This window comes from Streptomyces sp. NPDC001663, from assembly GCF_042893105.1.
GTDB lineage: Bacteria > Actinomycetota > Actinomycetes > Streptomycetales > Streptomycetaceae > Streptomyces.
The window spans coordinates 137528-150364 of sequence record NZ_JBIAUR010000004.1; the positions used below are offsets into that span (position 1 = coordinate 137528).

General features: G+C 70.1%; 10 protein-coding genes. 7 read left to right on the forward strand and 3 right to left on the reverse strand.

Annotated features, from left to right (window positions below):
• Positions 1-40 precede the first annotated feature (40 nt).
• Positions 41-442, forward strand: a complete 402-nt coding sequence (locus ACFY1L_RS14585; protein ID WP_388823157.1) for a VOC family protein — start codon at positions 41-43, stop codon at positions 440-442.
• Here ACFY1L_RS14585 and ACFY1L_RS14590 read toward each other — a convergent pair.
• Together ACFY1L_RS14590 and ACFY1L_RS14595 are read right to left on the reverse strand one after the other, a co-directional pair.
• Positions 425-1111, reverse strand: coding sequence for a DUF6597 domain-containing transcriptional factor (locus ACFY1L_RS14590; RefSeq protein ID WP_388823159.1), 687 nt, complete (start codon positions 1109-1111; stop codon positions 425-427). The genes ACFY1L_RS14585 and ACFY1L_RS14590 overlap by 18 nt on opposite strands.
• A 10-nt stretch (positions 1112-1121) precedes the next feature.
• Positions 1122-2009, reverse strand: a complete 888-nt coding sequence (locus ACFY1L_RS14595) for an AraC family transcriptional regulator (protein ID WP_388823160.1) — start codon at positions 2007-2009, stop codon at positions 1122-1124.
• A 167-nt stretch (positions 2010-2176) separates the two neighbouring features.
• Here ACFY1L_RS14595 and ACFY1L_RS14600 point away from each other — a divergent pair, with 167 nt between their 5' ends.
• Positions 2177-3019 (forward strand): NAD(P)H-binding protein, encoded by an 843-nt coding sequence (locus ACFY1L_RS14600; protein WP_388823162.1) that lies wholly within the window; start codon positions 2177-2179, stop codon positions 3017-3019.
• 16 nt (positions 3020-3035) lie between these two features.
• Here ACFY1L_RS14600 and ACFY1L_RS14605 read toward each other — a convergent pair whose 3' ends face one another.
• The gene (locus tag ACFY1L_RS14605) at positions 3036-4208 is read right to left on the reverse strand and encodes a YihY/virulence factor BrkB family protein (protein ID WP_388823164.1); all 1173 of its coding nucleotides are present in this window, start codon (positions 4206-4208) and stop codon (positions 3036-3038) included.
• 932 nt (positions 4209-5140) lie between these two features.
• Here ACFY1L_RS14605 and ACFY1L_RS14610 point away from each other — a divergent pair.
• Genes ACFY1L_RS14610 through sbnA form a run of 5 tightly spaced genes read left to right on the forward strand, consistent with a single transcriptional unit; the run spans position 5141 to position 12760 of the window.
• Complete coding sequence (locus tag ACFY1L_RS14610; RefSeq protein ID WP_388823166.1) at positions 5141-7573, forward strand: Pls/PosA family non-ribosomal peptide synthetase; 2433 nt, start codon at positions 5141-5143, stop codon at positions 7571-7573.
• Positions 7574-7596: 23 nt separating this feature from the next.
• The gene (locus ACFY1L_RS14615; RefSeq protein WP_388823168.1) at positions 7597-9678 is read left to right on the forward strand and encodes an amino acid adenylation domain-containing protein; all 2082 of its coding nucleotides are present in this window, start codon (positions 7597-7599) and stop codon (positions 9676-9678) included.
• Between the two features lie 27 nt (positions 9679-9705).
• A complete protein-coding gene (locus ACFY1L_RS14620; RefSeq protein ID WP_388823170.1) occupies positions 9706-10710 on the forward strand; it encodes a TauD/TfdA family dioxygenase in 1005 nt (334 codons plus the stop codon).
• Complete coding sequence (sbnB, locus tag ACFY1L_RS14625; protein WP_388823172.1) at positions 10707-11762, forward strand: 2,3-diaminopropionate biosynthesis protein SbnB; 1056 nt, start codon at positions 10707-10709, stop codon at positions 11760-11762. Before ACFY1L_RS14620 ends, sbnB begins: the two co-directional genes overlap by 4 nt.
• Positions 11763-11788: 26 nt before the next feature.
• Positions 11789-12760 (forward strand): 2,3-diaminopropionate biosynthesis protein SbnA, encoded by a 972-nt coding sequence (gene sbnA, locus ACFY1L_RS14630; RefSeq protein ID WP_388823173.1) that lies wholly within the window; start codon positions 11789-11791, stop codon positions 12758-12760.
• Positions 12761-12837 lie beyond the last annotated feature (77 nt).

Below are 12837 nucleotides of genomic sequence, written 5' to 3' on the forward strand. Positions count from 1 at the left end.
CTTCAAGACCGGCGGCGGCCGTCCTGCCTACGGTGACCGTATGACTCCACAATTCGCCGTGATCGGCCTGGTCTCCTCCGACATGGCCGCATCGCTCGCCTTCTACCGCCGCCTCGGGCTCGTCTTCCCCGAGGGCTCCGAGGACCAGCCGCACGTCACCGCCGATCTGCCCGGCGGCCTGATCCTCGCCCTGGACACCGAGGCGACCATCCGTTCCTTCCACTCCGCGTGGCGGCCGCCGGCCGGTGGCGGCCGGATCGGCCTCGCCTTCCAGTGCGCGTCGCCCGCCGAGGTCGACTCCGTCTACGACGACCTTGTGGGCGCCGGGTACCACGGCGAGCTCAAGCCGTGGGACGCCTTCTGGGGACAGCGGTACGCGACCGTGCACGACCCGGACGGCAACGGTGTCGACCTGTTCGCGCCGCTACCCTCGGCCGAGTAGCTCGCCGAGCGGCAGGCCCGCCAACTCCCGTACGTCCCGCGCCAGATGGGCCTGGTCCGCGAACCCGGCCCGGGCCGCCGTCTCCGCGAACGGCACCCCCCGCCGGGCCAGCCCCAGCGCCCGCTGCAGCCGCAGCACCCGGGCCAGTGTCTTGGGGCCGTAGCCGAAGGCGGCCAGCGAGCGGCGGTGCAACTGCCGGGCGCCCAGACCGAGTTCGTCGGCGGTGGCCGCAACCGGGCGGCCTCCGTCGAGTGCAGTGACGACCTGCCGCAGCAGAGGATCGGGGGGTTCGGTGTCCGCGGCCAGCCGCAACGCCAGCTCCTCCAGCCCACCGGCCGTTTCGGCGGCCGAGTTCACCTGCGCGGTGAACCGGCGGACCTCCGCGGCGGGCCGCAGTTCGGCGAGCTCGACGCGCCGGTCGCGCAGCTCGTGCGCGGGCACGCCCAGCAGCGTCGGCGCGGTCCCCGGATAGAAGCGGACACCCATCCACACACCGCCCGCGCCCTCGGTGACGTACGCGTGCGTATCGGGTCCGGCGACCAGCAGGCGCCCGTCGTGCCACAGCAGATCCATGCACCCGTCGGGCAGCACCCGCCCGACACCGGCTTCGGACGGCGTATTCGTCCATACGACGGCGCCTGCCAAGCGGGACGCCCTCTCCGTGTACACGTACCAGAGGCTACGTCGCCACCCGTCCCCGGTGCTCCTGCGGACTGACCCCGTAGACCCTCTTGAACGCACTGGACAGCGCAAACGCACTCCCATAACCGACCCGCCGGGCAATCGCCTCCAACGTGTCGTCGCTGTCGCGAAGCGCATCCGCCGCGAGGGCGAGCCGCCATTCGGTCAGGTACGTCATCGGCGGCTCACCCACCAGTTCCGTGAAGCGGCGAGCCAGCGCGGCACGGGACACCCCCGCCTTGGCCGCCAGCGTGGCCACCGTCCAGGGGTGCGCCGGATCGTCCTGCAGCAGCCGCAGCACACGGCCGACCACGGGGTCCGCAAGCGCCCGGTACCAGGCCGGTGCCGCCGCCTCCGGGCGGGAGAACCAGGCCCTGAGCGCGGCGATCACCAGTAGGTCGAGGAGGCGGTCCAGGACGACCTCCTGGCCCGGCTCGTCCCGGACGATCTCCTCCATGAGGAGCGGGGTGAGCGGGCAGTCCCAGACGTCGGTCGTGAGGGACAGCAGCGGCGGCAGCGCCTTCAGCAGCCGCCCGCTGATCTCGCCCTCCCACAGATACGTGCCGATCAGCATCACGGCCGAGCCGTCCAGCCGGTCGCCCCAGGTGCGCACACCGAGGTCCATGACGCCGTTCAGGGAGCGGCCGTCGGGGTAGTGGCACTCGGCGCCGGGCAGGATCAGCGCCTGCGGTGGGGTGACCGGGTCGTCGGCGCACGTGTAGGGATCGGGGCCGCGGGCGATGGCGAGGTCGCCGGCCCGAAGATGCGTCCGCTCCCCCGCGTCCGGCACGATCCAGGCGTCGCCGCGAACCATGAGCATCACCGTCAGCGGGGCGCGGTCCTCGATACGTATGCACCACGGCGGTTCGAAACACGCACGGATCATGAAAGCGCCGCGTGCGCGAGGACCCTCCAGCAAGCCCGAAAGGGGGTCCCCCCGCGTGAGCGCATTCGAGCGTGGGGGAGCGTCCATGGCGTCAGCGTAGACGCCCGCACATGGGAATGAGCCGTTCAGCGATGGGCTCTCGAGGCCCGCTGCCGTTGGCTGGAGGCATGGCGGACAACACAGCGAGCAAGCAGACGACGACAGTTGTGGTGACCGGGGCCTCGGGCCGTACCGGGAGCCGGGTGGCCGAGGCCGCAAGGGCGGCCGGGCTGACCGTGCGGGCCGCGTCCCGTGCGCAGGGCTTCGACTGGGAGGACCCGACGACGTGGGCTCAGGCGCTGCGGGACGCGGACGCGGCGTACCTGATGTACCCCTCGGACATCGGCTCCCCCGCGGCGGCCGAGGCGATCGGGGCGCTGGCCCGGGAGGCGGTCGGACTCGGCGTACGGCGGCTGGTGCTGCTGTCGGCGCGCGGCGAGGACCAGGCACTGCCGGCCGAGGAGGCGCTGAGGTCCTCGGGCGCGGACTGGACGGTCGTACGGGCGAGCTGGTTCGCGCAGAACTTCAGCGAGGGGCCGCTGGTGGAGGGGTTGCGCCAGGGGGAGCTGGTGTTCCCGGGCGGTGAGGTGAAGGAGCCGTTCGTCGACGTGCGCGACATCGCGGACGTGGTGGTGGCCGTGCTGAGCGCCGGGGACCGTTACGTGGAGCGGACGCTGGAGCTGACCGGGCCGCGGCTGCTGTCGTGGCGTGAGGCGGTCGCGGAGATCGCCGCGGCGGCGGGGAGGCCGCTGACGTACACGCCGGTTCCGACGCGGGCGTACGGCGAGGCGCTGGCCGGGTTCGGGGTGCCACCGGAGGAGGTGGAGTTGCTGGTGGAGGTCTTCGAGACACTGATGGACGGCCGCAACGCCCACCTCACGGACGACGTGCGCGAGGTGCTGGGCCGTGAGCCGCGGGACTTCACCGACTTCGCGCGGGAGGCTGCCGCGGCGGGTGCCTGGAAGGCGTGATCGCGCCCTGAGGGCGCTACGAACCGTCCGGCTTGTGCGGTGGGTGCGTGCTCTTCACACCATCCGGCTTGTGCGGCGGGTGCGTGCTCTTCACGTGGGTCCGCAGGCGTGACGTCACGTCCTCCGGAGGAAGGAAGCGGGTCCAGCGTTCGGGGAACTCCGAGGGCATGTCCGGGTCCTCGGGATCGGTCTCGTGGCTCGCGGCGGTGCGGGCCACGTGCTCGGCGAGCTGGGCCTCGCGCATCCGCTCGTTCGCGGCGCGGGCCGCGGCCGTCGCGGCGGCCGGCCAGACCCGGTCGATCGCGGCGTTGACCGCGGCCCCGACGAGGACGGCGAAGGCGCCCACCCCGATCCACAGCAGCACGGCGACAGCTGCGGCCAGTGAGCCGTAGATCGAGGCGCCCTCGATGGTGTTCGTGAGGTAGATGCGCAGCAGGAAGCTGCACACCACCCACATCGCGAGGGCCACGAGCGAGCCCGGCACGTCCTCGATCCACGGGGAGCGCACCGGCACGGACACGTGGTAGAGCGTGGTGAGGAAGACGATCGACAGGACGATCACGACGGGCCAGTACAGGACCTGCACCAGCGTCTCCGACCACGGCACGATCCGCACCACCGCGTCCGGGCCCGCGACCATCAGCGGCAGCGCGATCGAGCCGATCAGCAGCGCCGCGATGAACAGCAGGAACGCCACCACCCGGGTCTTCACGATGCCGCGCACGCCGTCGAGGCCGTACATCACGGTGATGGTGTCGATGAAGACGTTCACCGCGCGGGAGCCCGACCACAGGGCGAACAGGAAGCCGATGGAGATGACGTCGGGCCGGCCGCCCTTCATCACGTCGTGCAGGATGGGCTTCGCGATCTCCGAGACGCCCTTGTCGGACAGGACGGTGCGGGACGCCTCCAGGATGTTGCTCTCCAGACTGGAGATGCTGTCGGTGCCGGTCCAGTCGTCGACGTAGCCGAGCAGACCGATCAGGCTCAGCAGCAGGGGCGGCACGGACAGCAGCGTGAAGAACGCGGCCTCGGCCGCCAGGCCCAGGATGCGGTACTCCATGCACGAGTTGACGGTGTCCTTGAGCAGCAGCCAGGCGGTCCTGCGCTTCGAGACGTTCCGGTAGAGGGCACGCGCCCGGTGGAGACGCCCGGAGGGGGCCTGAGGGGATTCACTTGCTGGCTGCACGACCTAAAGGTATCCGTCCTGGCTGAGTGCACTCACCCTCCGCCCCGGTAGCCCGTCGATGCGTTCCCGGGGAAACGAAGCAGCAACAGGGCGGTAACCGTCGAAGATTCCGACCCATTTTTCTGTCATGTCCGCGTTGGCCTGATTTTTCTGCCACGACAACCGGAATCACCTCCGACACATACACCGGCACTTCGGTGAGTTCCCCGGTCACCCACCCGAGTGCCTTTTGCCGCCGATGTGATCGATAAACTCCGGAGCGGCTGGAACGCGCCAATGGCCGAAACGCCCTTGAACCGTTCATGAACTCTCCGAAAGAATCCGCATTGCATTCGTTGTGCATGCTGAGGACGACTCAGGCGCACACGACACGGGGGACATCGAGGGTCCATGACCAGGGCCCTATCCAGCCGCGTTACCCGTGATCCGCATGGGAACCATGTGGGTCGCACCGTGCTGCCCTGCGCCATTTTCACGCGGCCACTTCAACACACTCGAGCAACATTCCGAACTCGAATTCACTCGAATCAACTCGAGTCCCAATTTCATGGAATTCCGCGCCGCCGTGAACAGCGGGCGAGGTTCCACCGTATTTTCCTCGGGGGAATTTTCATGCCAGCTCCACACCCGTTGACGCGTCCGCCGTCACAGGCCCATCGAGGCGGCGCGGACCCGGCTGCGCCGCGCATCGCCGGGGTGGACAGGGCACGCGGGCCGGCTCCGATCGGGATGTTTTCCCGCACATGCGTACGACGCGTCCGCCCCTGTGGCATGTCCACGCACCCGCGGAACATCTGGACCCAACCTCTACGCGGGTCACGCCGGGTGGCCGAATGCAACGAGCCCGTAACCGACCCGACATCGGCAGAACCGGGCGACACCAAAAACCCGTAAGTGTGGAAAACCTGTAAAAACCGTAAGGAGCGGCCGTGGTGGGAAAAATCGACACCGTCACCGAAAATGTCCTCGCAGAGGTGCTGGCCGGTGTCGTACGCAAGGAACACATACCCGTCGACAGCCACTTCTTCGATGATCTCGGTGCCAACTCCCTGGTCATGGCCCATTTCTGCGCCCGGGTCAGGAAGCGGCCGGATCTTCCGTCGGTGTCGATGAAGGACGTCTACGGCAATCCGACGATCCGCAGCCTGGCGGCGGCCCTCGACACGGCCCCGGCCCCCGCGCCGGTGAAGGCCGAGCCGCCCGCCCCGACCGGCAGCACCCCGCGCTATCTCCTGTGCGGCGCGCTGCAGTTCCTGGTCTTCGCCGTCTACTGCGCGCTCGCCGGGATCGTCATGGGCCAGGGCTACGAGTGGATCTCCGCCGTGGACGGGGTCGTCGACATCTACCTGCGGTCGCTGGTCTTCGGCGCCGCGGTGTTCCTGGGCGCCTGTCTCGTCCCGATCGCCGCCAAGTGGCTGCTGATCGGCCGCTGGAAGGAGACTGAGTTCCCGGTCTGGAGCCTCGCCTACGTCCGCTTCTGGACCGTCAAGGCGCTGCTGCACGCCAACCCGCTGATCCTGTTCACCGGCAGCCCGCTGTACGTGCTGTACCTGCGCGCGCTGGGCGCCCGGATCGGCAAGGGCGTCACGATCCTGTCCCACACGGTGCCGGTCTGCACCGACCTGCTGACCGTCGGCGCCGGCTCGGTGCTCCGCAAGGACTCCTTCTTCCAGTGCTACCAGGCGCACGCCGGCCGCATCCGCACCGGCCGTGTGACGCTCGGCCGGGACGTGTACGTCGGTGAGAAGACCGTCCTCGACATCGGCACCACGATGGGCGACGGCGCGCAGCTGGGCCACTCCTCCGCCCTGTACGGCGGTGCGTCGGTCCCCGCGGGCGAGCGCTGGCACGGCTCCCCCGCACTGCGCACGGACGTCGACTACGTCCGCATCCCCCCGGCCCGCGTCTCCACCCTGCGCAGGGTCCTGTTCGGCCTCGGGGGACTGCTGCAGATGCTGGTCGTCTACGTCCCCGTGGCGGTCGGCGGAACGTACCTGCTGCTGACGGTGGTTCCCACCCTCGACGTCCTGCTCGACCCGACCACCCAGGACCTGGGCTCGGCCGAGTTCTACGGCGAGGCACTGGGCTTCTCGCTGGCCGCCTACGCGGGCTTCCTGGTCCTCGGCCTCGCCGCCGTGTCCCTGCTGCCGCGTCTGCTGAGCCTGCTGCTGCGCCCGGACCGGGTCTACCCGCTCTACGGCTTCCACTACTCGGTGCAGCGTGCCGTCGCCCGTATGACCAACGTCAAGTTCTTCAAGTGGCTGTGCGGCGACAGCTCGTACATCGTCCACTACCTCAAGTCCATCGGCTACGACCTCTCACACGTCGAGCAGACCGGCTCCAACTTCGGCACGGAGGTCCAGCACGAGACTCCGTACCTGGTGACCGTGGGCAGCGGCACGATGGTCGCCGACGGCCTTTCGATCGTGAACGCCGACTTCTCCGGTACGTCCTTCCGGGTCTCGCGCGCGACGATCGGGCCGCACAACTTCCTCGGCAACAACATCGCCTACCCCAGCGGCGGCCGCACCGGCGACAACTGCCTGCTGGCGACCAAGGTGATGGTCCCGCTGGACGGCGAGATCCGCGAGGGCGTGGGCCTGCTGGGCTCACCCGCCTTCGAGATCCCGCGCTCCGTGGAGCGCGACAGCCGCTTCGACCACCTGCGCGAGGGCGACGAACTGCACCGCCGGCTGGCCCGGAAGAACCGTTACAACCTGCGCTCGATGGGCCTGTTCCTGTTCGTGCGCTGGCTGCACTGGTTCGCACTCAGCGTGCTCGGCTTCGCCGCCTTCGACCTGTACGGCGCGAGCGGCACCGTCGGCGGTCTGCTGATCGGCGCGTCCCTGCTCGTGGGCCTGGCGTTCAGCACCGGCTACTACGTGCTGGTGGAGCGGCTGATCACCCGCTTCCGGCCGCTCGAACCACGGCTGGTCTCGATCTACGACCCGCACTTCTGGTGGGTGGAACGGCTGTGGAAGGTGCCCGACAACCACCTCGTGGTGTTCAACGGCACGCCGTTCAAGAGCTTCGTCTGGCGGCTGCTGGGCGTCCGGATGGGGCGCCGGGTCTTCGACGACGGCTGCTACATCACCGACCGCACGCTGGCCGCGATCGGCGACGACTGCACGCTCGCCGCGCACACCAAGGTGCAGGCCCACTCGCAGGAGGACGGCACCTTCAAGTCCGACCACATCACCATCGGCGCGGGCTGCACGCTCGGCACCGGGGCGCTCGTGCACTACGGCGTCTCGATGGGGGACGGCGCCGTACTCGCACCCGACTCCTTCCTGATGAAGGGCGAGGAGATGCCGCCGGGGGCGCACTGGGGCGGGAACCCGGCGGTCGCACCGCGGCACGCATGACAGCAACAGGGGGAACTGAACTCATGGAAACGATCCCGCGTTGGACGCTCGACCCGAAACCGGGCGTCGCGCAGTACGAGGTCCAGCTGCCGGAGGGCACAGCGGTGCAGCCGGCCGACCTGGCGGCCGCGCATGCCAGGGTGCTGGGCGCACTCACCGGCGAGCAGGCCGAGTACGACACCACACTGGACGTGAGCGTCGCCGACGGCACTCTGCGGCTGCGTTACCGCACCGACGTCCTGAACGCCGAGGCCGCCGCGCGCATCGCCGGCTACCACCTGACCGCGCTCGCCGAACCCGACCGGCCCACCCTGCTCTCCGAGGAGGAACTCCGCTTCCAGCTGGACGAGTTGGCGGGCCCGGACAGGGAGTTGCCCGACCGGCGGGTACACGAACTGTTCGAGGAGCGGGTCATCCTGCACCCGGACGCGGTGGCCGCCGTGGAGGACGGGCGGGAGTGGACGTACCGGGAGCTCAACTCCCGTGCGAACCGCATCGGCCGGGCGCTGCTCGCCCGCGGGCTGCGGCGCGAGGGCGTGGTCGCCGTGGTGATGGAGCGCAACCTCGACTGGCTGGCCTCCGTGCTCGCCGTGCTCAAGGCGGGCGGGGTGTATCTGCCCGTCGAGCCGCACTTCCCGGCCGACCGCATCACGACCACACTCGCCCGCGCCGGCTGCGAACTCGTCCTCACCGAGCCCGGGAGCGCCGGGAACGTCGACGAGGCGGCCCGCAAGCTGTTCGTGGACGCCGCCTACGCCGAGGCGCACGCCGACGACGACCTGGGCGTGCCCGTCGCGGCCGGTCAACTCGCCTACATCTACTTCACGTCCGGTTCCACCGGTGAGCCCAAGGGCGCGATGTGCGAGCACGCCGGGTTCCTCAACCACGTCCTCGCCAAGATCGGCGACCTGGGCATCGGCGCCGGGCGGACGGTCGCGCAGACCGCGCCGCAGTGCTTCGACATCTCCCTGTGGCAGCTGGTCTCCGCGCTGCTGGTCGGCGGACGGACCCTGGTGGTCGGGCAGGAGACGATCCTGGACGTGCCGCGGTTCGTGGACACGATCGTGCGGGGCCGGGTGAACGTGCTGCAGGTCGTGCCGTCGTATCTCGAGGCGGTGCTGGCCGAGTTGGAGCAGCGGCCGCGCGAACTGCCCGACCTGCGCTGTGTGTCGGTCACCGGTGAGGCCGTCAAGAAGGAGCTCGTGCAGCGCTGGTTCGACAACGAGCCCGGCATCCGGCTCGTCAACGCCTATGGCCTGACGGAGACTTCGGACGACACCAACCACGAGGTGATGGAGCGGGCCCCGGACGGGGAGCGCGTGCCGCTCGGGCGGCCGGTGGCGAACGTGCGGGTGTACGTCGTCGACGAGGACCTTGTGCCCGTACCGCTGGGCGCGCCCGGCGAGATCGTCTTCTCCGGGGTGTGCGTCGGGCGCGGCTACGTCAACGACCCGGAGCGCACCAGGGCCGCCTTCACCGACGACCCGTACCGGCCCGGTGAGCGGCTGTACCGCAGCGGCGACCACGGGCGCTGGCTGCCCGACGGGAAGCTGGAGTTCCTCGGCCGGCGGGACAGCCAGGTGAAGATCCGCGGGTTCCGTATCGAGATCGGCGAGATCGAGAACCAGCTGCTGCGGGTGCCCGGCGTGCGCGACGGCGCCGTGGTCGTCGTACGGGGTACGCAGCTGGCGGCGTTCTGCACCGGTCCCGATCCGGTCGGCGCCGACGAGGTGCGCAACAAGCTGGCCGCGTCGCTGCCGCCGTACATGGTCCCGGCGGTCGTGCACTGGCGGGAGCGGCTGCCGCTGACCGCCAACGGCAAGACCGACCGCAAGACGCTCACCGCGCTCGCCGAGGAGCTCGACGCCGATGTCTCCGGTGCGCCGGACTCGCGTGCCGAGCGGCGGATGGCCGCCGCCTGGGCCGATGTGCTCGGTATCCCCGCGGACCGCATCGGCCGCCTGGACCACTTCTTCGACCGCGGCGGCACCTCGCTGTCCGCCGTGAAGCTGGCGATCGCCCTGGACCGGGCGATCACTCTCAAGGACGTCACCAGCCACCCGGTCCTCGCCGATCTGGCGGGGCTGCTCGACGAGCACCACTGAGCCGTGCAAAGGAAAGGAACCTCTGCAATGTCGCACTCGTCCGCGACCTTCCTGCCCGACATCGAACTGTCCCCGGACCGTCCACCGCTCGTGCACGCCAAGTCCGAGGATGACCCGGTGAGTTGGGTCTCCGAGCACCGCGACGCGCTGCGTGCCGCGGTCGCCGAGCACGGCAGCCTCCTGGTCCGCGGGCTGGCCCTGAGCGAGCCCACCGCCACCGGGTCCGTGTTCCAGCGGCTGACCCACGGTCTGATGGCCGACCGGGAGCCCTTCGCACCCCGCCGCTCCTACGGCGACGGCGTGTACTCCTCCTCCAAGTGGCCGCCCAACCAGCAGATGTGCATGCATCACGAGCTCAGCTACGGCACGGAGTTCCCGGGTCTGCTGCTGTTCGCGTGCCTGGAGGCTCCGGAAGCCGGTGGTGCGACCGCCGTTGCCGACGGGCCGACTGTGCTGGAAGCACTGCCCGTTGAGCTCGTCGAGCGGTTCGAACGGGAGGGCTGGCTGCTGACCCGGACGTACAACGACGAGATCGGCGCCTCGGTCGCCGAGGCCTTCGGCACCGACGACCGCACCGCCGTCGAGCGCTACTGCCGTGCGAACGCCATCGAGTTCGCCTGGCAGGACGACGGCTCGCTGCGCACCCGGCAGCACCGCAGCGCCGTCGTGCGCCACCCGGTCAGCGGCCGGCGCTGCTGGTTCAACCAGATCGCGTTCCTCAACGAGTGGACGATGGATCCCGAGGTGCGCGAGTACCTGGTCGATGTGTACGGCTCGGACGGACTGCCCTTCAACACCCGCTTCGGGAACGGCGATCCGCTCGGCGAGGACGTCGTACAGACCATCAACCAGGTGTACGAGGCCCACACCCTGCGCGAGCCGTGGCGCTCCGGCGACCTGCTGCTCGTCGACAACATCCGCACCGCGCACAGCAGGGAGCCCTTCGAGGGGCCGCGCGAGGTGCTGGCCGCGCTCGGCGATCCGGTGCGGCTGACGGACTGCGCACCGACCATCGAGGTGAGGACCGCATGACAACCACTCAAGGTGCCGCTGAAACGGCCCTGGGCGCACCGCCGTTCGCGGTGATCTCCGGCGAGCAGGTCCAGCAGGTGCTGAACGGCCGGGAGCAGGAGATCGCCGACCTCGTCGAGGCCGTGTACCGGCTGCACGGGGCGGGCGACTCGGTGAACCCGCCGTCGTACTTCCTGCGTTTCCCGGACCGCCCGTCCTCGCGGATCATCGCGCTGCCCGCCTCGCTCGGCGGACCGCTGCGGGTGGACGGCCTGAAGTGGATCTCCAGTTTCCCGGAGAACACGAAGTCGGGGCTGCCGCGGGCCTCCGCGGTGCTGATCCTCAACGACCCGGACACCGGATACCCGTTCGCGTGTCTGGAGAGTTCGGTGATCAGCGCGACGCGTACGGCGTCCTCGGCGGCGCTGGCGGCGGACCGGCTGAGCCGGACCCGCACCCGTCCGACCCGGGTCGGGTTCATCGGCACGGGTCTGATCGCCCGCTACATCCACACCCATCTCACGGCGACGGGCTGGGAGTTCGAGGAGACGGGCGTGCACGACCTGTCCTCCGACAGCGCGGCCGGGTTCCGGGACTATCTGGAACGCTCGGGTGCGAAGGGGCACGTGACGCTGCACGAGGACGCCGAGAGCCTCGTCCGCGGCTCGGACCTGCTGGTCTTCGCCACGGTCGCAGCACAGCCGCACATCCACGATCCGTCGTGGTTCGCACACCACCCGCTGGTGCTGCACGTGTCGCTGCGCGACCTGGACCCGAGGATCCTGCTCGCGTCCGCCAACTACGTCGACGACGTCGAGCACTGCCTGAAGGCGCAGACCTCGCCGCACCTGGCCGAACAGCTCACGGGCAGCCGGGAGTTCCTGGACGGCACGCTGAACGACGTGATGACCGGACGGGTGACCGTTCCGGGTGACCGGACGGTGGTGTTCTCCCCGTTCGGACTGGGGGTGCTCGACCTTGCGGTCGGCAAGTTCGTCCACGACGAAGTGGCCCGTAGGGGCGGGCTGCACGTCGTCGACGGGTTCTTCCACGAGCTGCGCCGACACGGCTGATCGTGGCGCATGAGGAGGGGGGCATCATGCCCGTCATTTCCGATCCCGTTCAATTCAACGAGGAGGAGCTCTATGTCGACCTTCGGGCCGCACTGGGGCTGCCGCTGTACCTGAAGTGCGAGGGGTTCAACTTCGCCGGCTCGATCAAGATCAAGGCGGCCACCGAGATGGTGAACGCCGCCGAGCGCGAGGGCCGGCTGCGGCCCGGCTCCGTCCTGGTCGAGTCGTCGTCCGGGAACCTGGGCGTGGCGCTGAGCGTCATCGCGGCGAGCCGCGGCTACCGGTTCCTGTGCGTGACCGACTCGCGCTGCAACCAGCCGACCATCCGGCTGATGGAATCGCTCGGCAGCCAGGTCCACGTCATCGAGGAACCGGACGCGCGCGGCGGCTTCCTCGGCGCACGGATGTCGTACGTGGGCGCCCTGTGCGCGTCGGACGACCGGTACGTGTGGCTCAACCAGTACAAGAACCAGAGCAACTGGCGGGCGCACTTCCGCACGACCGCCCCGGAGATCGCCCGCCGTTTCCCGGACCTGGACGTCCTGTTCGTCGGGGCCGGCACGACCGGGACCCTGATGGGCTGCGCCCGCTGGTTCTGGCAGTGGCGGCGCCCGGTGCGCATCGTGGCCGTCGACACCGTCGGCTCGGTGAGCTTCGGCGGGACGCCGGGGCGCCGGATGGTCCCGGGGCTCGGCATGAGCGTGCCTCCGCCGCTCCTGGACGAGTCGTACGTGGACGACCTGGTCCGTGTCGAGGAGACCGACGCCATCCTCGCGTGCCGTCGGCTGGCCGCCCGCGGCTTCATGTTCGGCGGCTCCACGGGCACGGTGATCAGCGGCGCCGGCCAGTGGCTGGCGGAACACGGCCACCAGGGCCTGACCTCGGTGGCGATCGCCCCGGACCTCGGCGAACGCTATCTGGACACGGTGTACCGGGAGGGCTGGCCGGCGGACGTGATGGAGCAGGAGGCGCCGGCAGCCGTGGCCCAGCTGGCCTGACAGGGGGTCCAGGGGGCGGAGCCCCCTGGCAGCCCACGCCGAGTGCCGTGTCCATGGCGTGACCGGCACCCCACCCC